Annotated in this window: 22 protein-coding genes and 2 pseudogenes; 6 read left to right on the top strand and 18 right to left on the bottom strand. The window is 71.0% G+C overall.

What is annotated here, in order from left to right; translation table 11 throughout:
• Positions 1 to 72: 72 nt before the first annotated feature.
• Positions 73 to 1458, bottom strand: a complete 1386-nt coding sequence (locus tag ACIRST_RS17375; protein ID WP_402802992.1) for a glycosyltransferase — start codon at positions 1456 to 1458, stop codon at positions 73 to 75.
• A 684-nt stretch (positions 1459 to 2142) separates the two neighbouring features.
• Here ACIRST_RS17375 and ACIRST_RS17370 point away from each other — a divergent pair.
• Positions 2143 to 2721 (top strand): LuxR C-terminal-related transcriptional regulator, encoded by a 579-nt coding sequence (locus ACIRST_RS17370; RefSeq protein ID WP_402803025.1) that lies wholly within the window; start codon positions 2143 to 2145, stop codon positions 2719 to 2721.
• 150 nt (positions 2722 to 2871) lie between these two features.
• On the opposite strand, the gene ACIRST_RS17365 is transcribed toward ACIRST_RS17370, so the two are convergent.
• From ACIRST_RS17365 to ACIRST_RS17310, 12 genes and pseudogenes are all read right to left on the bottom strand, one after another.
• The gene (locus ACIRST_RS17365) at positions 2872 to 3318 is read right to left on the bottom strand and encodes a universal stress protein (RefSeq protein WP_402803024.1); all 447 of its coding nucleotides are present in this window, start codon (positions 3316 to 3318) and stop codon (positions 2872 to 2874) included.
• Positions 3258 to 3461: pseudogene (locus ACIRST_RS17360) on the bottom strand (GTP cyclohydrolase I); the annotation flags it as partial. The pseudogene ACIRST_RS17360 and the gene ACIRST_RS17365, both read right to left, overlap by 61 nt.
• A 42-nt stretch (positions 3462 to 3503) precedes the next feature.
• Entirely contained in the window at positions 3504 to 4121 is a 618-nt protein-coding gene (locus ACIRST_RS17355) for a PIG-L deacetylase family protein (protein ID WP_402802991.1), read from the bottom strand.
• Entirely contained in the window at positions 4118 to 4981 is an 864-nt protein-coding gene (locus tag ACIRST_RS17350; protein WP_402802990.1) for a 5'-3' exonuclease H3TH domain-containing protein, read from the bottom strand. Before ACIRST_RS17350 ends, ACIRST_RS17355 begins: the two co-directional genes overlap by 4 nt.
• Positions 4981 to 5415 carry a glycosyltransferase gene (locus tag ACIRST_RS17345; protein ID WP_402802989.1) on the bottom strand — a complete coding sequence of 145 codons (435 nt, stop codon included), beginning with the start codon at positions 5413 to 5415 and terminating at the stop codon, positions 4981 to 4983. The genes ACIRST_RS17350 and ACIRST_RS17345 overlap by 1 nt, the downstream gene beginning before the upstream one ends.
• Before the next feature lie 362 nt (positions 5416 to 5777).
• Positions 5778 to 6488, bottom strand: coding sequence for a class I SAM-dependent methyltransferase (locus ACIRST_RS17340; protein WP_402802988.1), 711 nt, complete (start codon positions 6486 to 6488; stop codon positions 5778 to 5780).
• Between the two features lie 109 nt (positions 6489 to 6597).
• Entirely contained in the window at positions 6598 to 7053 is a 456-nt protein-coding gene (locus ACIRST_RS17335; protein WP_402802987.1) for a glycine-rich domain-containing protein, read from the bottom strand.
• Between the two features lie 117 nt (positions 7054 to 7170).
• Positions 7171 to 8019, bottom strand: coding sequence for a helix-turn-helix domain-containing protein (locus ACIRST_RS17330; RefSeq protein WP_402802986.1), 849 nt, complete (start codon positions 8017 to 8019; stop codon positions 7171 to 7173).
• A gap of 26 nt (positions 8020 to 8045) precedes the next feature.
• A complete protein-coding gene (locus ACIRST_RS17325; protein WP_402802985.1) occupies positions 8046 to 8570 on the bottom strand; it encodes a DUF6879 family protein in 525 nt (174 codons plus the stop codon).
• Complete coding sequence (locus ACIRST_RS17320; RefSeq protein ID WP_402802984.1) at positions 8542 to 8784, bottom strand: hypothetical protein; 243 nt, start codon at positions 8782 to 8784, stop codon at positions 8542 to 8544. Before ACIRST_RS17320 ends, ACIRST_RS17325 begins: the two co-directional genes overlap by 29 nt.
• A gap of 231 nt (positions 8785 to 9015) precedes the next feature.
• Positions 9016 to 9621: a phosphotransferase family protein gene (locus ACIRST_RS17315; RefSeq protein WP_402802983.1), complete on the bottom strand. Its 606-nt coding sequence runs from the start codon at positions 9619 to 9621 to the stop codon at positions 9016 to 9018.
• A gap of 67 nt (positions 9622 to 9688) precedes the next feature.
• Entirely contained in the window at positions 9689 to 10453 is a 765-nt protein-coding gene (locus ACIRST_RS17310) for a tyrosine-type recombinase/integrase (RefSeq protein WP_402802982.1), read from the bottom strand.
• Positions 10454 to 10549: 96 nt separating this feature from the next.
• Here ACIRST_RS17310 and ACIRST_RS17305 point away from each other — a divergent pair.
• Positions 10550 to 10690 (top strand): annotated as a pseudogene (locus tag ACIRST_RS17305) (SAM-dependent methyltransferase); the annotation flags it as partial.
• A 223-nt stretch (positions 10691 to 10913) separates the two neighbouring features.
• Here ACIRST_RS17305 and ACIRST_RS17300 read toward each other — a convergent pair.
• Together ACIRST_RS17300 and ACIRST_RS17295 are read right to left on the bottom strand one after the other, a co-directional pair.
• Complete coding sequence (locus tag ACIRST_RS17300) at positions 10914 to 13259, bottom strand: ABC transporter permease (protein WP_402802981.1); 2346 nt, start codon at positions 13257 to 13259, stop codon at positions 10914 to 10916.
• 145 nt (positions 13260 to 13404) lie between these two features.
• Complete coding sequence (locus ACIRST_RS17295; protein WP_402803023.1) at positions 13405 to 14148, bottom strand: ABC transporter ATP-binding protein; 744 nt, start codon at positions 14146 to 14148, stop codon at positions 13405 to 13407.
• Between the two features lie 146 nt (positions 14149 to 14294).
• On the opposite strand from ACIRST_RS17295, the gene ACIRST_RS17290 reads away from it, so the two are divergent.
• Together ACIRST_RS17290 and ACIRST_RS17285 are read left to right on the top strand one after the other, a co-directional pair.
• Positions 14295 to 15494, top strand: coding sequence for a sensor histidine kinase (locus ACIRST_RS17290; protein ID WP_402802980.1), 1200 nt, complete (start codon positions 14295 to 14297; stop codon positions 15492 to 15494).
• Positions 15491 to 16177 (top strand): response regulator, encoded by a 687-nt coding sequence (locus tag ACIRST_RS17285; RefSeq protein WP_402802979.1) that lies wholly within the window; start codon positions 15491 to 15493, stop codon positions 16175 to 16177. The genes ACIRST_RS17290 and ACIRST_RS17285 overlap by 4 nt, the downstream gene beginning before the upstream one ends.
• Before the next feature lie 82 nt (positions 16178 to 16259).
• Here ACIRST_RS17285 and tsaD read toward each other — a convergent pair whose 3' ends face one another.
• Together tsaD and ACIRST_RS17275 are read right to left on the bottom strand one after the other, a co-directional pair.
• A complete protein-coding gene (gene tsaD, locus ACIRST_RS17280) occupies positions 16260 to 17324 on the bottom strand; it encodes a tRNA (adenosine(37)-N6)-threonylcarbamoyltransferase complex transferase subunit TsaD (RefSeq protein WP_402803022.1) in 1065 nt (354 codons plus the stop codon).
• A 236-nt stretch (positions 17325 to 17560) separates the two neighbouring features.
• Entirely contained in the window at positions 17561 to 17785 is a 225-nt protein-coding gene (locus tag ACIRST_RS17275; RefSeq protein ID WP_402802978.1) for a hypothetical protein, read from the bottom strand.
• Between the two features lie 292 nt (positions 17786 to 18077).
• Between ACIRST_RS17275 and ACIRST_RS17270 the strand changes: the two genes are divergently transcribed.
• On the top strand, positions 18078 to 18785 hold the full coding sequence (locus tag ACIRST_RS17270) for a hypothetical protein (RefSeq protein ID WP_402802977.1): 708 nt from the start codon (positions 18078 to 18080) through the stop codon (positions 18783 to 18785).
• A 153-nt stretch (positions 18786 to 18938) separates the two neighbouring features.
• On the top strand, positions 18939 to 19667 hold the full coding sequence (locus tag ACIRST_RS17265) for a YcnI family protein (protein WP_350522688.1): 729 nt from the start codon (positions 18939 to 18941) through the stop codon (positions 19665 to 19667).
• A gap of 158 nt (positions 19668 to 19825) precedes the next feature.
• Here the strand turns inward: ACIRST_RS17265 and ACIRST_RS17260 are convergent, their stop codons facing one another.
• Complete coding sequence (locus ACIRST_RS17260; protein WP_402802976.1) at positions 19826 to 20701, bottom strand: PP2C family protein-serine/threonine phosphatase; 876 nt, start codon at positions 20699 to 20701, stop codon at positions 19826 to 19828.
• Between the last annotated feature and the right edge of the window lie 269 nt (positions 20702 to 20970).

Raw genomic sequence — 20970 nt, 5'->3', positions numbered from 1 at the left:
CTCACTCTGGGACGGGCCACCACGGCGCGGGCTGCCGCTCCGCGGGTCGGCCCGGGACGGTGGCGTGGATGATCAGGCCAGGGCCGGAAGGCCGAGCAGGAGGTCGGCTGCCGCCGCCCTGCCACCGGCGACGCGCTGCGCCTCGCCGACGCGTTCGGCGCGCTCGCGGAAGGAACGGTCCCCGAGGACACGGGTGAGCTTGTCCACGACGTCGTCCGGGTCGAGCTCCTGGGGCCGGTCCAATGTCAGGCTGATCCCGAAGTCCTGTCCGCGTACGGCCTGGTCGTAGCAGTCGACCCACAACGGCCTGATCACCAGCGGTTTTCCGAAGTACACGCCCTCGTGGAAGCCGTTGCCGCCGCCGTGGGTGAAGAAGACCTCGACCTTCGGGTGGGCCAGCACGTCCAGCTGGGAGGGCAACCAGCTCTCGACCCGCAGGTTGCCCGGCAGCTCGTCGCGCGGCGGCAGGAGGTGCTGCTGCTCGGCCGGAAGCCGCCACAACACCTGGTGCCGGCCGTCCAGGCGCCGCGCGACCTCCACGAGGTCGCGCACCTGCGGCCGGGTGAGCCGGGTGATCGTGCCGAAGCCCATGTAGACGACGGAGGACTGCGCGTCCAGCCAGTCCATGACACCGGTCGGGTCGTCGTCCGGCGAGGCCTCCGGCAGCGGCGGCACCATGGCCCCGACGAGCTTCATCTTCCCGGGGATTTCGAACGGATAATCGAGCTCCCGTACGGAATTGCAGAGCACCATTTCCGCACGGTCGATCCGCGTCATGGGGCTGGGCTTCGGCAGGCCCAGCTCCTTGCGCAGCCGGGCGTCCTCGGAAAGCACCTTGCCCATCCTGGGGTGGAAGAAGAGCGCCAGTGTGCGGAGCCTGAAGAGACGGTTGATCAGCCTTTGGCCGAAACCCATCGGATACGGAAGCCCGGAATGCGGGACGGGGAAATCCCTCGGGGTGTGGGAGGGCCCGAACGGGCTGTGCGAGGTGAGCACATTGCTCGGGAGGAACGGCACGCTCAGGACGAACGGAATGCCCCGGGTCAGCGCCAGGTCGACCGCGAAGGCGCTGACGCAGTCGATCACCATCACGGCCGGATCGCACGTGTCCACCACGGCCGCGAGCCGGCGGTACTTCTCGGCCTGCAGGTCGGGTCGGTAGGACTGGTGGATCACCGCGCGGTGCGCCTTGAAGCGGGACGGCTGGGTCACCCGGCGGTACACCTCGTCGCTCCAGCTGACCGCCGACAGCTCGGAGAAGACGTCGCCGAGGGAGGCGAACTCCACCGCCGACCGGTCGGCCAGGGCGAGCACGTCGGCGCGCCGGGGCTCGTCGGTGGCGAACCAGAGGTCGGGCACACCTCGTCGGGCCAGCTCACCGGCCAGTACCAGCAGGGGGTTGAGCAGACCGCTCTCCGGAAGGCTGACAAACAGGATCGGCCGTTGCGCGGCGCTCATCGGACTCCCTCGGGGCGGGGCTGGCGGTCGGGACTGCACCCCACCTTGGTCTCACGCCCGGTGCCGGGAATTCCTTAGTCCTCGGGTCGGCCGGTCGCCGCTGTGACTCGATCCTCCGTTTGTGTCCCGGTTTGGCCGGAAGTCGAAGGTCAAGGGAAAGCCATGGTTCGTCCAAGCTTTCCCCTGCGTGGCACCGGGTCTCCGGGTGGCGGTCCACCGGCTCCGGGCCTGGGTGCGGCCCCGGGTGCCATGGTTCGGGTACCCGAGGGCTTCTTGACGGGCCCCATATATTCCTTCACAGGGGGCTTGGGTACGCTGAATCCCCGTCAGCTGCAATTGCGGTTCGTTCCAGGCGTGGCCCCCGGAATACTCGGAATCGTCATCGAACCTCTCCTCGGTACACCCACGGAATCGGCCCGGGGTGGCCGTCGGTCAATGTCGACCGACGTGTCGGCCGGTATCCGTGGTTCCGCGCGGAGTTCAGTGCGGCTCAGGCTGCCGGAGAAGGCGCCGGGACGTCCCGAGGAGATCCAACCGCATTCGTTCCTTGAAAGGATCCGACTTTCCGTGGTGATTTCCCATGCAGACCAGGACGGTGCCGTCCGGACCATCGAGCCCGCCCGCGTCCAAAGGGACGTCGCGGGACCGCAGCACCGCCCGCTGGTCGGACAGCCCGGTCTGACCATGGCCCAGCTCGACCGGGCCCTCACCATCCGGCAGGCCAACGAGGCCTTCTTCTGGCAGTTCGGGCGCTCATCGGCCGACCTCTGCGGCCGGACCTTCAGCGACCTCGTCCACCCGAGCGTCCAGCAGCCGCTGCTGCGTCAGTTCTCCGGCCTGATCGAGGGGCGGCGCGACCGCTTCGCGACCGACGTCATAGCCGTCGGTCCGGACGACGAGGCCTTCACTGTCCCGCTCACCGCCGTCATGGTGCGCGGCGGGCTCCCCGACGAGTCGTCGATCCTGGTGATGATGCCCGACGGGCGCCCGGACGCAGGCGGCTCCGAGGTCGTGGCCGGCCAGAAGAAGCTGCTCAGTGAGATCGACGCCAAGATCCTCGAAGGCATCGCGGCCGGCGTCTCGACCGTACCGCTCGCCGCCCGGCTCTACCTGAGCCGCCAGGGCGTCGAGTACCACGTGACCTGCCTGCTGCGGAAGCTGCGGGTCCCGAACCGCGCCGCCCTGGTCTCCCGGGCCTACTCCATGGGAGCGCTCAAGGTCGGCGTCTGGCCGCCGAAGGTCGTCGAGAGCTTCGTCAAGTAGCCGGGCCTGCCTCTGCAGCCGGCCCCGGAGCGGAGGGTGCCCACCCGCCCCCGCGTACTCGTCGCCGACCTCGGCCTCGCCGACGGGTGCGCGGACGGTCAGGACGCCCTGGTCGCAGGTGGCGGTGACATCCACCGCCTCGGCCGGCACTCACAGGGTGCCGAGGAGGACGTCGTCGGCGATCTCCTCGCGGATCGGTTCCCGGAACGGGCGGTGGCGACCTCGCACGTCATGACGTCCCGGACGGTTCGGCACTGCACTGCCTGCTCTCCTTCCGGCGCTCCGCCGGTTCGCGGGCGCTGTTCCCCCGGTTGCGTGCTCGGGGCTGTGCGGCACCACCACGACGGGCAGGTGGGCGTGCTGGACGATCTCGGTGCTGGTCGAGCCCAGGGAGAGCCGGCCCCAGAGGCCAGTGCCGCGGGAGCCCACCACCAGCAGGTCGGCGCCCTGGCTCGTGTCCAGCAGGACCCGGGCGGGTGGTGCTCGCAGATGCTCCACGCCCCGATGTCGGTCAGCAGGACGAAGCCGCCGTACTGGCGCTCGCGGGCGAAGCTGGTGTCGAGCCGACCGGGGTCGTGGTCGAGGAACTTGTTCCACCAGTCTGCGAACCGGCGGGGTGTGTCCTGGAGGCCGTCGCGGTCGGGGTCCTCGCCGAGGGCGAGTAGCAGCTCGCGGGCCAGTTCTGCGACGCGCGGACGGTCGACGGGGCGGCGCTGGGCTTGCACGGGTATGGACGTCATGGGTCATTCCCTCGGGAGTGTTGATGGGCTGCGAGCGCAGCGTCAGAGGTGGGTGGCGCCGGGCAGGCGGCCGAGGATCGGCACGGCGGTGAACGCCTCGGCGTACCGGGTTCCGATGCGGGCGCCCCAGAGCCGGCCGAGGGTCTCGGCCATGGGGCCGAAGTGCTGCTCGATCGGCTGGCTCGCGTGCTCGCGCAGTGCAGCGATCTTGGTGTCGAAGGACGCGGTGGCGTCCACGATCACGTCGGCGCGGACCGGTCCGTCGAGGGTGAGCGAGTTGTAGGTGTCGCAGGTGTAGAGACGGCTCGGGCGGCCGGTGGCGATCCGGGGCTCGGGGACGGCCGCGAGCACGGTGGTGGCGACGGCCCGGTGCTCGGGGTGGACGTCGTTGAGCGGGTGAGTGATGACGATCTCCGGCTGCGCCTCCAGAAGCAGTTGCTGCACGGTGGTGTGGCCGAGCCGGGGGACCTGGCGCAGGTCGGCGCCGAGGGCTGCGGCGCCCTTGCGGGCCTCGTCATCGCGGACGTCGTCGCGATGCGGGACGACGATGGTGACGGCGGCGTGCCTGGCGTGGAGTGCGAGGGTGGCGCCGGCCCACAGTTCGGCGTCGTCGGGGTGCGCGAAGGCTGCCAGGATCGAGCCCGGCAGGGGGCTGGTCACCAGAGCCCCAGCTTCTCGACGATGTCGGCGGGCTTCGGCAACTGGGGGCTCGCCTCGCCACCGAAGGCGAAGGGGACGTTCACGTCGCGGCGCACCGTGATCATCGCCTCCCAGCGGAGCACGTCGGCCCAGGCGGTGGTGATCGCGGCGCCTTTGGCGCCGGTCAGCCGCCCGGAGCCGGGCAGGTCGCTCAGCTGCATGCCGTCGCGTAGCAGGGCGGCGGCGACCTTCGGGCCGATGCCGCGGACGCCGGGGATGTTGTCGGACTTGTCGCCGGTGAGGGCGCGGAAGGCCGGCCACTGGGTCGGGGTGACGCCGTAGCGGGTGACGATCTCGTCGGGGGTGATGATCCGTTGGGAGGACTTCCGGGAGCGGTTGAGGATGCGCACGCGGTCGTCGAGGAGTTGGTAGAAGTCCATGTCCCTCGACATGATGAGCACCGGCCGGGATGCGGCGGCCCGGGTGGCGAGGGTGGCGATGACGTCATCGGCTTCGGCGTCGTAGACCTCGATCCACCGGATCCGGTACGCGTCCAGGCCGTCCTTCACCGGGGCGAGGAACTGCAGCGGCTTGAGTGCCTCCGGTGTCGTCTCCCGGTTCGCCTTGTAGTCCTGGTCGGTGGCCACGCGGTCGGCGGCGCCGTGCTCGCCGTCGAAGACGACCAGGACCTCGGGCGGCGCGACGTCGACGTCGTCGCGGATCGTGGCACGCAACAGCGCGAAGAAGGCGAACAGGCCGGTCAGTTCACGGGACTTGTCGCGGGAGAAGATCGGGGCGGGGAAACCGAAGGTGCCGGCCCACAGAAGGTTGAACCCGTCGACGAGCAGCAGCGGAGCGGGGGTTACTGGGGTTTCGGGCATCACGACACCGCCTCTGGGAAGAGATCAGCGATTCGGCGCGGCTGGAAGGCGGCCGCTCTCCGATACACGGTCTGTGTAGTCGCGGCGTGCAGTATGTCATCTTCCAGGAGGGTCTGTGCCGCCTTGTGGAGAGCGGCGGGGCCGTCATCGTGGTCGACGAGCAGGTGGTCGCCGTGGCTGGCCGGGGCGATCAGGGCGGGCAGGTTGCCGATCCGGTAGGCGACAACCGGGGTGCCGACGCTCATGGCCTCCAGCGCGACCAGGCCGAAGGTCTCCTTCAGGCTGGGGACGATCACCACGGCCGCGCCGGCGAGCCAGGGCAGTACCTCGTCCCAGGCCAGCGCCCCGCGCAGCCGGATGCCCCCAGTACGGGCCGCCGCTCGGCGGCAGCGTTCGAGGAGCTCGGACTGCGAGCCCGTGCTTTGGACACCCAAATCCTGGTCGAGCCACCTACCGGCCCGCAGACAGCCGTGCTCGGCACTTTTCTGACGCTCACCGTCGTAGCGTTCTCGGCTGCACTGTGGGGAGACTCTGATCAGAGCAGGCGCGGCTTCCGGCTGCTGAACTGGCTACACAACCGCAGCGAGACCGAGCCGCCGCCCGCCGAGCCAGACCTGTAGCCGCTCGCAGACCCGCATGATGTCGTGCTGAACGCGGGTGGGGCGGGCCACCAGGCCTGCCCAGGGCTGGCAGCCCGGCTCGCCCGGGCCGCCAGCTGCGCGTCTGGACTTCGCCCTCGCTGACATGCGTACCGCCGCTGGATTTCCCAGTGGCGCGCACTGCTTCGCGAGGTCGCTCACCTCGACCGGTGGGCCCGCATCAACAGGGTGTCGGCCGAGCGCGGGCCCGATGTCGTCGGGGCGAGCCGGTCGATGCTGATCGCCGTGAATCCGGCCTCGTCCAGCAGCTTCGTCCAGACGTGCTCCTGCAGGACCCAGCGCGGCATGGTCGTCGGAGTGCCGTCCGGGGTGCGCGCCGGGATGTCGGTGTGCTGGACGTCCGGTTCGGCGGGTCCTCCGCCGATGTAGTGGCCGAGCGTGGAGGCGGCGAACAGGCCGCCGGGGCGCAGGGCGCAGGCAGTGGCCGGCAGCAGCAGGCGGGGGTCGGTGAAGTCGAGCCCGCCGAACACCGAGTAGACGACGTCGTACTCGCCCGGGTGCTCGTCCAGGTGCTCGACGACGTCCGCGTGCACCAGACGCAGATGGGGGGAGAGATGGCCGTAGAGGTCGCAGGCCATCGCGTGCTGAGCGGCGGACGCGTCCACGGCGTCGACCCGGGCGGGCGCCGAGCGGGTGACGAGGTGGGCGGCGTGCCGGGCGGCGCCCGCGCCGAGGTCGGCCACGGTCAGGCCGGTGAGGTCACCCAGCACCTCGGCCCCCGGCCCGCCGTCCTGGGCCCAGACCCAAGCGAAGGAGCCGGGGATGGACCGGTCGGTGTCGGTGCGGGTGCGGCCGTAGTGGTGCCACAGGTCTGGCGCTGCGCCTTGGGCGGGGGAGGTGGTCTTCACGCCGGCCATCCTGGTGCCCCAGGCGTCCGGGCGTCGCGGTTTGGGTGAACTTCACCCGCCCGCGTGTCGCGGTGGCCCCGGCCGGGCCGGGACCACCGCAACTGGCCGGTCAGTGAGAGTCGTTGCCGGGGTGGCAGGGGCTGCAGTTCGCGGCGTCGGCCCACAGCGGCAGGTCCACGTCCCAGCCGTCTGCGGCGATGAGCTGGGCGGTGCGCAGGACTGTGCCGTCGTTCTTGAGCTCGACGGCCGGTACGTGGTGCAGGAACTGGTCGCCGTTGTGGGTCCGGCAGAGCTCGGCGTAGGCGACGGTGTCCAGGATGATCGTGTGGACGCCGATGTCGACCAGCGAGCTGGGGCCCAGGCTCAGCTGCTCGCCGCGGTGGGCCATCGCGGTCAGCAGGTAGGCGTAGCCCTGTCCGAGAACGCGGGCGGCCATGACGGAGTCGTACGGGTAGTCGCGCATCAGGAGACCGATCTGCTTGTCCCACAGATCGGCCGGGACGTGGTCGCGCACGTTCCGGAGCGGGCCGGTGATCGGGTCGGTGGGTGCAACTGCGGTTGCCATGGTTCCTCCGACTGTGCTGTTGGGGCACCTGGTGGCGCCGGGCACTGCCCGGCGACCCTGTGAACGCTACGGACCAACCAGGTTGCGCTTCAACGAAGTTGCGAAATCTTGCGAGCCTCAGCCCAGGTCGCTGATCGCGGAGGTGATCAGCGCGCGGGCGGCGCCGCCGTGTACGGCGAGCGCGGCGAAGCGGCTGAACGCCTGGGCGTAGAGCGCGAGGTCGGAGGGAGCGGTCACGGTGACCTGCGCCGACAGCAGCTCCACCCCGGCCTGCCGGTCGTCGAAGATGTTGAACGTCTCGGTGGGCCACATGTGGCGGGCGGCGGTGAACGGGATGATCCCCAGGGACACGGACGGCATCGACATGGCCCCGAGCAGATGGCCGAGTTGACCGGCCATCACCTCGTCGTTGCCGATTCGGTACCGCAGCACGGACTCCTCGATGACCGCGACGAAGCGGCGCCCGCCCTCGAACACGACGCTCGACCGGGCGAGACGGGCCTCCACCGCTTGCGCCACGTCGTCCGGCGTCTGCCGGACGTCGGCCACCGTGCGCAGCAGCGCGCCGGCGTATTCCCTGGTCTGCAAGGCGCCGGGGACGACGCGGGACGAGTAGGCACGGAAGTGACGGGTGCGGACGTAGAGCGGCACGCGGGCTTCCTGCGCCTGGCGCAGGCCCGAGCGGGTGATCCGCCGCCACTCCACGTAGAGGGAGTCCGCCGCCCTGTTGGAGGCGACCAGGTCGGCGGCCTGGTCGTCGGCTCCGCAGGCCCGGCACCACGCCCGGATGTCCGAATCCGAAGGCGCGATGTGGGCGTTGAGGATACGACTGGTCTTGGCCGCGTGCCAGCCGCAGCGGGCGGACAGCTCCCCGCCCTTCAAGCCGGCGTCGCGCATCAGCTCGCCGAGGCGCGCGGCCAGAGCCCTGCGGGCCGCCTGGACGCTGGAGGACGGGGAGGTCGCCATCGTTGCTGCTGTGCCGGTGCTCGGGCTCAGACGCTGTACTTCTCGTGCGGCACGGCCCTCTCCCACGCCGAGGCGAACGCGGCGGAGCACAAGCGGGCCACTGCCGGATCGTCACTGAACGACGGCCCGGCGCTCTCCCCCTCCCCGGTGAAGTGGTTGAACCGCACCAACCGGTCGTCGAACAGCCAGAAGTCGTTGCCCGGCAAGGCGATGTCCGACGCCTGCCGTCGCGGAAGCCACCGGATCTGCTCGCCCGCGGCGACGTTGGTGAAGGTCCCTGCATGCTCGAACCGGATGTACTCCGACACCGGCTCGGACACGATCCGGACCCGCCGGACCTCGACGCCCCGGGCGACGGTGTCCTCGATCAGTGTCAGCCACGGCCGCCACCACGACGCACGATCGCTGGGGTCGTGCCGGAAGCCGTCCCGCCAAGCCGCGAACGCCTCAATTTCCATGGCCACGCTGTAGGAGTCGCGCATCTCCAGGTGGACTGCACTGGAGCGAGCGGCGGCCAGCTGCTCAGCGAACGTCGGTACCTTCGGCGGCATCGCACGCCTCCCTCAAGATCGGCACCATCCGTGCCGGGAGCCGGACCACATCCTCCGTGTCGGGGATGCTGCCGGTCTCCAGGCACCTGGCGCGCAGCTTCTCGTCGGCCCTCCAGCCCTGCACAACGATTTCGTCGGCTTCCTCGTCGTACCAGACGGTCGGGCACTCGTCGTCCCCGGTGTTGGGGTCTATCCCGATGAACCGTAGTGCCATCCCAAGCCCCTCTCGCAAGCCAGTTGCGCGGATTTGCCCGACGATTCAGGACTCAGCGGCCACCGTCAAGGGCCTGGCATCCGCGTCGGGCAACGAGCCTCCGTGACCGGCGAGATCGGTCCGGCCCCCGAGCCGGTGCCGTAGGGCTCGGATCTGCCACCGTGTGCCACGGTGGACGGTCGGGCCGCAACGTGTTCTGGTTGGGTGGAGCAAGACAGCAGCGCAAGCGGCCTAGAGAATGTTCCATTTGAGCTCATCGTGGTTGGACCGCAGGCCCTGAATGCGCCGGCGCACTTCTTCGAGCGTCCGTGTTCCGGCAGATGCCCGTTTGGCATTCGTTGTGATCATCCTCAGCTCCCGCAGCCCGGACAACACCGGAAAGCCCGGCCACGTGGTCACGTCGAAGCCATAGCGGTCGGCGAACTCCTGGTAATGGGCGCTCCCGTACCCGAATCGGCGGCAGTGGATTTCGACGGTCACGAGGTCAAGCTCCGGCTGTCCGAAGCAGGCAGTGTCCCAGTCGCACAACACCGCCGCACCCTGGTGATGGAGGGCATTCCGGTGTTGCGGATCGCCTTGCAACAGCCCCGGCGTCCGAACGTAGCGCAGCTCGTGCTGCGCGTTGGTCAGCTCGGACAACCGGTCCTTGAGGTAGGCGATTTCGTCCTGCGTGAGCGCGGTCGTTACACCGATCGAGCGCCTGATGGCCCCGACTGTGTCGACAGGGCGCACATCGAAGGGAGGCACTGGAAGCTGATGAAGAGCACGAAGTGGACCGGCGAGCTGCGTGGCCGGAACCGGGCGGTCGGGTTGCGGGAGGTGTTGCCAGAAGGTCACGGCATGCCCATCGACGATGACCGGCTGTTGGAGGGCCTGCCCTGGGTGGGGCAGGCTCTCCTCGTGTTCAGGCGGCCAGGCCGAGGTCGAGGAGCTGGGCGGCTCGGCTGATGGAGCCGGGCATGAGGTGGCGGTAGATCCCGAACGTGATGTCGATGCTCCGGTGGCCCATCCACTCCGCCACGTCGGTGATCGGTATGCCGTTGCTGAGGCAGTTCGACGCGAAGAAGTGACGGAGTCGGTAGAGCACCATCCCCTCCGGGATGTCGGCGAGGCCGGACTTCTTGATCCGCCGCCACTGACGGTCGATGACGAAGTGCGGCATGGCCCGGGTGATGTCCACGGGATTGCGGAGGAGGTACCCGTCCATGGTTCCGTACGTGTCGGCGTACTGCTCGATGGAGCGTCGCGTGCGGGCCGGCAGGGGGACGTCCCGGTACTCGCCGGCCTTGCGGTGCTTCAGGCGGGCGTAATCCCGAGTGGTCTGGTTGACCTGCTCGGTGACCCGGTAGACGTCGTCGGCGACGATGTTGTTGACGTTGACCGCGTACGCTTCGCCGTTGCGCAGGCCACAACCCGTCATCAGGTCGGTGATCAGGCGGAAGGTGTCGTCGCCCGCTTCCCGGATCTGGTGAAACTGGGAGACCGACGGGATCACCGCCCGCTTCGGGTCGTACTGCGGCGCCTTGACCCCGTCGAGCGGGCTGTCCCGGCCCGCCGCGTTGCGGTACCTGATCTTGTACTCGTGCGGGCACTTGCCCCAGCGGGACTCGGGGTGCTCGCACTTCTTGAAGAAGCTGCCCATTCCGCGGGTGAGGCCTGTGGTGGCCATGGTGGTCGGACCTCCGGGAGTCTTGCTGACCTTTTGCTGACTCCGGATGGTCGATCATGCCCCTGAGCTGGGCGGAAACGTCACTTCCGCTCTATCCTGCGCAAGGTGATCTGGATGGTTCCGGGCTTCACCGTCGACGCCTACCGGGACCGGCTGCGCGAACTGGACCAGCAGATCCGCTCCGAGGGCCCGTTCGTCGCCCACTCGGCCCGCTTCCTGATCGAGGCACGCAAGTAGACATCGAGTCTCACGCCTGTGCTTGTCGGGCAGGGTTTGCTCGTATCCTTGCTGACCTATTGCTGACCTCTCTGATGGCCGGTCAGGATTGTGTTGAGGGAGGAACACCGGAATGCCGACCTCCCGGGGGTATCGACCGGGGGAGGTCGGCATCGGCGTTCTGGCCGCGCCGTGCAGTGCCCGGCACCGCTTCTGCTGCGGCGACCGGCGGCTCTGCTCGGTCCTACTCGGTCCGCAGCGCGGTGGCGGTCCGGGACAGTGCCGCCCGGCCGGCCGGCAGCAGTGCCCCGAGCAGGGCGATCACGACCCCGGCGGCCAGCAGCGGAAGGAGCAGCCCGGGGGTGTAGACGTGGGTCACGTTCGGTGGCAGGTGCCGGCCGATCGCGTTGCTCATCGGGGTCTGTGTCGCCTTCTCCAGCGCGACCCCGAGCGGCAGTCCGATGAGTCCGGCGATCAGGCCGGTGAGTGTCACCGAGGTCAGGACCATCGCGAGGGTCTGTTTGGGTGTCATCCCGAGGGCCTTGAAGATGCCCAGGTCGTGGACCCGCTCCCGGGTGTCCTGCGCGACCATGCTCAGCACCCCGAGCGCGGCGACCGCGGTCAACATCAGCGTGAACATCGCCACCAGGGCGTCCATGATGATCACCACGAGGTTCTTGTCGGTCGAGCTCGGCCGGACCGAGGCGTTCAGCGGGGTCAGCGCGGCGGTGGCTGAGGCGGACCAGTCCGTTCGGTTGACGTTCGGGGCCAGTTCGACGTTGAACTGGTCGATGTGCGGGGTCAGTCCTGCGGCGGTGAAGGTGGCCGCGTCCGTCATGGCCGTGTAGTCGGTTCCGTGGGTGTCGAAGGCGATGCCGACGACCTTCAGTGACAGTTGCTTGTTCTGCTGCACCACGGTGACGTCGTCACCGACGTGGATCCCCACGGCCGAGGCCAGCTTGTCACCGACCACGGCCTCGCCGGGCGCCGAGTACCAGCGGCCGGACACCAGCTCCATGTTCGTCCAGGAGAAGTCGCCGCTGACCGTGTACACGACCGGCGGTTCGCCGCCGATCGGCGCGCCGAGCATGGTCGCGCCGCTGTCGCCCCAGCCGAACGCGGCCTTCGTGCCCGGGACCTCGGCGAGCGCGGCGGCCACCCTTGGGGCATCCAGGTTCGCGTGGCGCGGGTCGTTGGGGCCGTAGAGACCCCACGGCGCGCCCACGTCGGCTGTGGGGATCACGAGCATCGACGCGGCGTTGAAGCCCGAGCTCATGGAAGTGTCCTGGTACTTGCTGAACGCGGTCCCCAGCCCCACCGCGAAGGTGACGCTGACCGTGCCGAGCAGCACCGCCGCGCCGAGCAGTACGGCCCGGGCCGGCCGGGCGAAGGGCTGGGCCAGCCCCAGCGACACGGCCCGGGGCAGCGGCAGCCGCGAGGCCAGGCGCTGCGCAGTCCGACCGCTCCGGGCCTTCGGGGTGCGGCCGACCACCAGAGCCTGCACCGCCGGCATCCGGCCGGCCCGCAATGCCGGGATCGAAGCCGTGACGCCGACGACGAGCAAGGTGCCCAGCGACACCACGGCGCTGACCCACGACGGAATCGTGGCACCGGCCGCGCCGAGTTGCTTGTTGGCCTGGCCCAGGATCGGTACAGCCAGGAGATTGCCGAAGACCGTGCCGAGGACCACGCCGAGTGTCGCCGGGATCATGGCCTGCGCGGTGTAGGCGCGGGCGACCTGTGAAGGGGTGAAGCCCAACGACTTCAGAATCCCGATGCGCCGGACTCCCGAGGCCACCGCGCCGCTGACCACGATCGCGATGATCAGCACTGACAGGACCAGCCCGAGGATCCCGAAGGCGATCAGGAACGGCACGAAGGCCTTCGCGTTGCCGGTCGCCTGCTGTTCCGCGGTCAGATACGACTGTCCGTTCTCGACCGCGCCGGCCGGCACGGCGGCGGCCACCGCCTGCTTGTCGGCGGCGATGTCGGCGTCGGTCCCGGCCTCGGCGAACCGGTAGAGCATCTGCTCGTCGGTTTTGGCCCCGGCAGCGGTCAGCCGGGCGAAACCGTCGGCGGTGGCGAAGCCGGTCGCGCTGTCGGTCACCGAGCCGGCGAAGCCGACGACCTTGAACGACGGTTTGCCCGGCAGGGAGGAGAACACCACCGAGGAGCCGAAGCAGGCGTCGGCATAGTTGTTCTCCGGGAGGGCGATCTCGCCCGGGCCGGTCGGCCAGCGCCCCTGGGTCAGCACCAGCTGGTCCATCCCGGAGGTGCTGCCCAGGTCGGGCCGGGTGGTGACGGTGATCGGATGGTTGTCGTGACCGGCCCATTCGGTGTCGGGGCAGTCGGTGCCGACGGTCGTGTCCAACGCGGCGGCGATCGGGTACGGCCCGGCCGCCTCGGTGACACCGGCGGCGTGCGCGGTGGCGGTGGTCTGCGCGGCCGTGACCTTCGAACCGTCGAACTGGACCGCCAGGTGCGCTCCGTGCCGGGTGCTGAAAGCGCGCTCGAACGGGGCCTGCACGGCGGTCAGCAGGCCGAGGGAGAGCACTGATGACATCACCGCGGTGACCGTCGTCAAAGTCATGACGAGGGACTGGACCCGACGCCGGCCCACGCCGGAGCGTACGACCTTGCCGAGGGCGCTCACCGGCTCACCGCCGGCAGCATGCGGGCCGTGGCGTGGAATCCGGCCTCGAAGAGGCGCCGGGGCATCGGCGGCTTGCGCGGCGTCATCCGACCGCTCCCGCCGGACGGGTCAGCCGCGCGTGGGCGGCCGGCCCGGCACCGCTGCCACGGTTGACGACGTCCCGCGCGACCGCACCGTCCACCAACTCGATGGTGCGGTGCGCGGTGGTGGCGGCCAGCTGCACGTCGTGGGTCACCAGCAGGATGGTCTGGCCCTCGGCGTTCAGCTCCAGCAGCAGCTGGCGCACGTCCTCGACCGAGCTCGAATCCAGCGCGCCGGTGGGCTCGTCGGCCAGCAGCAACGCCGGCTTGTTCATCAGGGCCCTGGCCACCGCCACCCGCTGCCGCTCACCACCGGACAGCCGCTGCGGGTAGGCCTTGACATGCCGATCGATACCCAGCGAGCCGAGCAGCTCGACGGCCCGGCGCTTCGCCTCACCCTTGCCCATCCCGGCGAGCTGCGCCGGAACCATGACGTTGTCCAACACGGTCAGATCGTCGAGCAGATTGAAGAACTGGAAGATCATGCCGATCGAGGCCCGGCGGTACCTCGCCGATCCGGCCTCACCAAGCTGATCGACGCGCGTGCCGTCGACGGTGACGCTGCCGCTGGAGGGCTTGTCCAAACCGGCGATCAGGTTCAGCAGCGTGGACTTCCCACTGCCGGAATGGCCGAGGATCGCCACACAGTCACCGGACGCCACGGACAAGGTCACACCGGCCAGTGCGGGCGGGCCGTCGTCGTATTTCTTCGTCGCCTCGCGGACGTCGATCATCGGTGCATTCATCATGTCCACGAACCTACGAACAGGGCGTGATCCGTCGCGTCGGCCGGTGGATGTCACCGTTCCCCGGGGCCGTCGACCCGGCGGTGTACCCCGCGTACATCCCCGGGGCGACGCGTGGAGCCGACGCCGCTGAATACGATCTCCGTATGGAAGAGCTTCTCCAGCGCCTCTCGACATCGAAGCGCATGACCTGGCTGACGGACCGGGCCGTGGTGCTGGCCACCGCCTGCTTCTACGCGGTGATGCTCTGCTGGTCGATCGCTCAGGTCCGGGACCACAACGGCCTGTTCCGGCTTCCCGGCCTCGGGCCCTTCCAGCTGGTGGGTCTGTGCGTCGCGCTCGCCCTTCCGGTTCTGCTGATGCGCCGTCTGCCCGCGGCGGTCTTCGCGACGGTCCTGGGCGAATCGGTCCTCGGCGCCCTCTTCGGCATGCGGCCCTGGATCGTGTTCGTCCTGCTCGTCGTCCTGGGCGGGCACCTCGCCGTCCGGCGGCCGAAGGCTGCCGCCGTCGGCTCCGTCGCGGCCGTCGCGGCCGCCTTCGTCGAGAACATCGACGTCTACCCCGGGGAGACCCTCGGCGACGCGGCCCAGTGGGCCGGGCAGTTCGCGTTGTGGTTCGCGGTCGCGTGGGTCTTCGGGGGGGTGCATCGCAAACGCCGTGAATACCTCGGAGCCTTGCACGAGCAGAGGGCGGCCCGCGCCGTCGTCACCGAGCGGCTGCGGATCGCCCGCGAACTGCACGACAGCGTCGCGCACAGCATCGGGATCATCACGGTGCTGTCGGGAGCGGCGGCGCGGGTCGTGGACACCAAGCCCGAGCAGACGCGGCAGGCGCTGACCGGCATCGAGACCACCAGCCGCCAGACGCTGCTCGAACTGCAGCGCATGCTCGGGGCGCTGCGCCGCGCCGAGCCGGACGACGCCATGCCGGAAGCCGCCCCGCTGGCGCCGGCCGGCAGCCTGGCCGACATCCCGCGGCTCGCCGAACGCACGGCCGATGCCGGGGTGCGGGTCGACGTGGCCTGGCGGGGCGAGCAGCGACTGCTGCCGCCGGAGATCGAACTGTCGGCGTTCCGGATCATCCAGGAGTCGGTGACGAACGTGGTGCGGCATTCCGGGGCGCGGACGTGCCGCGTCGCGGTCGGATACGAGCCGGAGGGAGTGACGATCGAGGTGGTGGACGACGGGGACGACGGTCCCGGCCGCGCCAGGCACCCGGAGGCGGCCGGCGGGAGCGGCTTCGGCCTGCTCGGCATGCGCGAGCGGGTGTCGCTGCTGTCCGGCCAGTTCAGCGCGGGCCGGCGTCCGGAGGGCGGATTCCGGGTGACGGCGAGGATCCCGGCATGAGCGTGCGGGTACTGCTGGTCGATGACCAGCCGCTGATGCTGGTCGGGCTCGGGATCCTGATCGGCGGCACCACCGACCTGGAGGTGGTCGGCGAGGCCGGCGACGGCCGCGAGGCGGTGCGCCTGGCGCGTGAACTGCGGCCGGACGTCGTGGTGATGGACATCCGGATGCCGGGCATGGACGGGATCGAGGCGACCCGGCAGGTGACCGCCGAGCCGGACCCGCCCAAGGTGCTGGTGCTGACGACCTTCGACGACGACGAGTACGTCTACGGCGCTCTGCGCGCCGGCGCCAGCGGATTCCTGCTCAAGAGCATGGCCCTGGACGCGATCCTGGACGCGATCCGCGTGGTGGCGGCCGGCGACGCGTTGATCGCGCCGAGCGTCACCCGACGGCTGATCGCCGACTTCGCCGGAACCTCCGCCACCCCCGCGGCCCCCGCACCGGCCCCCGAGCCCGCCGCGGACGCACGTCTCATCGCGGGGATCACCGACCGGGAGCGCGAGGTGCTGGCCCTGGTCGGACAGGGACTGTCGAACACCGAGATCGCCGAGAAGCTGGTGATCAGCGCGGCGACGGCGAAGACCCATGTCGCGCGGCTGTTCGCCAAGCTCGAAGCCCGGGACCGCGTCCACCTGGCGATCATCGCCTACGAGAACGGACTCACGCCGGGTCGACGGTAGGGCAGGGTGAGACGAACGATCGCCGACCACGAGTTCGGCAGCCCGCTTCCGGGGTCGAGGACGCGGCGGAGCTCGGCGGGCGTCAGGCGGCGCGGGTGACGGCGAGTGGGGTGAGGGAGGCGTACTCCAGCGGGGCGGAGGGATCGACGGACAGGTTCATCGGGGCGGGTTCGGCGCCGGCACGCACCAGCAGGTCGCCGATGGCGGCGATCATCGCGCCGTTGTCGGTGCACAGGCGCAGCGCCGGCACCCGCAGGGTGATTCCGGCGGCCGCGCAGCGCTGTTCGGTGAGGGCGCGGATGCGGGAGTTGGCCGCGACGCCGCCGACCACGACGAGGGTGTCGATGCCGTGGTCGGTGCAGGCGCGGACGGCCTTGCGAGTGAGGGTGTCGGCGATCGCTTCCTGGAGGGCGGCGGCCGCGTCGGGCACGTGGGGTTCGGTGCCGGCGGCGCGTCGGGCCTCGACCCAGCGGGCGGCGGCGGTCTTGAGGCCGGAGAAGGAGAAGGCGTACGGGGGGTCGTTCGGTCCGCTGAGCGGGCGCGGCAGGCGTACCGAGCGGGGGTCGCCGTCGCGGGCGGCGCGGTCGATGGCGGGCCCGCCGGGGTAGGGCAGGTGGAGGATGCGGGCGACCTTGTCGAAGCACTCGCCGGCGGCGTCGTCCAGGGTGTCGCCGAGGTGGACGATCGGGTCGCGGGCGAGGTCGCGCACGAGCAGCAGCGAGGTGTGGCCGCCGGAGACGATCAGGACGATGCAGGGGTCGGGCAGCGGCCCGCCGTCCAGGGTGGCGGCGGCGACGTGCCCGGCCAGGTGGTGGACGCCGTAGAGCGGGACGCCGAGGGTGAAGGCGTAGCCCTTGGCGGCGGCCACGCCGACCTGCAGGGCTCCGGACAGGCCCGGGCCGGCGGTGACGGCGACGGCGCCGACGTCGGCCAGGGTGAGCCCGGCGTGGTCCAGCGCCTCCTGGACGACGGGCGCCATGGCGTGGACGTGCGCGCGGGCGGCGATCTCCGGCACCACTCCGCCGTAGCGGGCGTGCTCGTCCATGGACGACGCCACCGCGTGGCCCAGTAGCACCCCGTCACGGACCAGGCCCGCGCCGGTCTCGTCGCAGGAGGACTCGATCCCCAGGACCACCGGCGATCCCACCATGTGTGCAGCTCCTTGTTGCGATAGATGTGCAACTACATGCTATGCGCAACAGAAGCTCGATGGTGCCGTCGGCGTCCCGTCCCGTCCCGTCGCGTCCCGTCGCGGACGCCGGGGTCGGGGGTCGGGGTGGCCCGCCCGTCAGCCGTCCGGAGTGGCAGCCCCGGCGGATGGGTGGGCCATGGGCCGCCCGGCAGCACGGAAGCACGGTGCCGGGCGGCCCCGACGGCGGTCTGTCAGGCCGTCGCCGTCGCCGTCGCCGTGGCGTCGTCGAGCGCCCCGGACTTCGCCTGGGCGAGCAGGTCGGCGAACTGTTCGCGGCTCATCTGGATCTGCTGGCCGAAGTCGTCGGTGATGCGCACCCGCTTGTCCGCGGGGGCGTCGCTGTCGAGGAACAGCTGCGGGCAGCCGCAGTTGCAGTTGCCGCAGAACGTGGCGATCGGGAGGTCGGGGTTTCGCATGGTTGCTGCTCTCCTCTCCTGGCCGGCCGTGAGCCGGCCTGTCGTGCCCGCCGGTCGACGAGTGCCGGTGACCGGCTCGCGGGCAGGCGTCGGACCGGTAGTCGGATGCGACGGGGCGGAAGTTCCCGCGCAGACGGATGACGTGGGTGATGTGTCGGGCTCATGTGTCGGGCTCCGTGCTCCACCGGACCTGTTCCCGGGCCGGGCCGCACTGCGGCGCGGGGGCGGCCGAAGGCGCCGGATCCACGGTCCGCGCCCGGCCCGGCCGTGGGGCTGTCATGATGGGCCGGCCATGACCGCCCAGCCCCGCACCCCGAGCTCCCGCGCCGCCGCCGTCGACGTCCGGCTGGTGCGGGCGGTCGTGCTGGCCACGGTGAGCGTTGCGCTCGCTGCCGCGGCGCACACGGCGGCGGGTGGCCGCCCGGGCACGGGATCGCTGGTTCTGGGCTGGGCACTCACGGCGCTGATCGGTGCGGCCGGGGCCGGGCGGCAACGGTCGTGTCCCACGATCACGGGGGCGTTCGCAACGGGGCAGCTGGGCCTGCACCTGCTGTTCCGGTCCGACCCGTGGGCGCGTCTGCGTGGTCGGTCGAAGCCGGTCGCCGGTTCGGGCGGGCACGTCCACCTCCACCACCCGGCGACGATGACCGGCGGCGGCGCGATGCACGCGTCGGCGCACACGGCGATGCTGGGGCACTCGCCCGCGATGCTCGCCGCGCACGGGTGTGCCGCGCTCGCGACGGGGTGGTTGCTGCACCGCGTCGAGGTCACGCTGTGGCGTCTGATGGACCTGGCGAGGGCTCTGCCGGAGTCGGCCCGCGACTGGCGGCGGCGGTGCTCCGACACGCTGGCCCGCCTGGCGGGGCGGGTCGAGCCCGTGCAGCTGCGGGCCGTCGTCCCGACAGGCCCGGTGCCGTGCGCCGACGACGTGCCGGCCGCTCCGGTGGCCCTGCGGTACAGCCGCGTCCTCCGGGGGCCTCCGCGGATGGTGGGCGCGTAGCCGAACGATCGACGGAGGGCCGCTCGGGCCCTGCCGCCGGTCCGGCGTGCGCCGACCGAGCACCATCCCACCCCCCCCGGCACGCTCCCGGCCGCCGGCATACCGCCGCACCGGTCCACGCCGTGCCCATCTCCCGGACGGAGAGACCCACCCATGCGTTCCATCGCCACCCGACGCACCGTCGCCGCGGCTGCATTCGCCACCGCGACCGTGCTGGCAACCGCGGCCCCCGCGTTCGCGCACGTGACCGTACAGCCCGGCACCGCCCCCAAGGGCGGCTACACCGCCGTCGCCTTCCGGGTGCCCGACGAGAGCGACACCGCCTCCACCACCAAGCTGGAGGTCACCCTGCCCGCCGACCATCCGGTGGCATCGGTGGCGACCGAGCCGATCCCCGGCTGGACCGCCACGGCCGAGAAGACCAAGCTGGCCAACCCGATCAAGACCGACGACGGGGACGAGATCACCGAAGCCGTCTCCAAGGTCACCTGGACCGCGGACGCCGGGACGAAGATCGCGCCCGGGCAGTTCCAGGACTTCCGGGTCTCGCTCGGCCCGCTGCCCACCGACACCGACAAGATCGTCTTCAAGGCCCTGCAGACCTACGACGACGGCAACGTGGTGCGCTGGATCGACGAGACCGTGGCCGGCCAGCCCGAGCCCCAGCACCCGGCCCCGGCGCTGACCCTCACCAAGGCCACCGCAGACGGCGACGGCGACCACCCGGCGGCCGCTCCGACGGCGGCACCCGCGGCCGCCGCCGGCTCCTCCTCGTCCGACACCACCGCCCGCACGCTGGGCGTCGTGGGCATCGTCGTCGGTGTGGCCGGCACCGCCTTCGGCGTGCTGAGCCTGCGCCGCCGCAACACCCCGCAGTCCTGACACCACCCCGGGTGGGCGCCGAACCCGGCGCCCACCCGGGAGGAGCCGAGGCTCCGGGAGGGGCCGTCAGATCGCGGACGGAACCATGCGGCTACCCGCGCAAGGCCCGACCCGCGCAAGGCCCGACCCCGGGCCGGTCCCGCCGTGGTCCGGAGCGGTCAGCGGCTGATGTGCAGGGCGCAGATGTCGTCGCGGCGGGCCTCCGGGGCGACGAGTGCCCGTACGAGTCCGTCCAGGAAGCGCGGGGTGTCGGCGTGGGCCGCGGCGGTTCGGGCCAGGCGGGCCAGGCCCTCGTCGATGGGCTCGTTCGGCCTTTCGACCAGGCCGTCCGTGTAGAGGAGCAGGTGGTCGCCGGGGAGCAGGTCAAGGGTGGCCGCCGCGTAGCGGGGCGTGGTGGTCGCGCCGAGCAGGATGCCCGCGGGGGGCGGCAGGAAGCGCGCCTCGCCCTGGCGCAGCAGCAGGGGTGGCGGGTGGCCGGCCCGCACCCAGGTCAGTCGGGAGGTGGCGGGCTGGTACACGGCCATGATCATGGTGGCCGTGTCGCAGGTCCGCTCGGTGGTGTGCAGCAGCAGCGTGTTCAGGCCGTCGAGGACGGTCGGCAGGGGCGTGCCGGTGATGGCCATGCCTTTGGCGGTGAAGCGCAGCAGGGCCATGGCGGCCACCGCGTCCAGCCCGTGGCCGGCGACGTCGCCGACGACGAACAGGGAGCTGCCGTCGGGCAGTTCGATGGCGCTGTACCAGTCGCCGCCGAGGTTGAGGCCTTCCTGGACGGGCTGGTAGGCGATGTCCACGGTGAGGTCGGCCAGGTGCAGAACCTGCTGGGGCACCGGCAGCAGGGTGTTCTGGAGACGGGCGGCCAGGTCGCGTTCGGCGGCCAGCAGGCTCTGCTGGGCGAGGGCGGTCTGCTGGTGCTCCAGCAACTGCTGTTCGGCGCGCTTGGCGGCGGTGAGGTCCTGGAAGAACCCGTGGACGCGGACGGGATGTCCCTGTGCGTCGTTCTCGGTCCCGGCGACTATCCGTACGTGCCGCGTCACCTTCCGGGGCAGGCTGATCCGGAAGGTGTGGTCGAGCGGCTCGCCGGTCTTCAGCAGGGCCTCGACCGCGCAGTCCAGCGCCGGACGGTCTTCTGCTCGCCAACTGCCGCCAAGGAAAAGGGGAGTTGCCGGGATTCGTGGGCGGAGGTGTCCGGCTCGTCACGCCTCTTGACCGGTCCGCGGCGATCCCTCACAGTGGGAGCGCTCCCACTGGTCGAGCACTGTCGTGGAACCTCCGCGGCCACCCGTCACACAGCCACGGGAGGCCG

The organism is Kitasatospora sp. NPDC101447, assembly GCF_044767225.1.
Classification (GTDB): Bacteria; Actinomycetota; Actinomycetes; order Streptomycetales; family Streptomycetaceae; genus Kitasatospora.
Note: the sequence above shows the minus strand (reverse complement) of the source record. Positions and strands in the feature narration are given on the sequence as shown.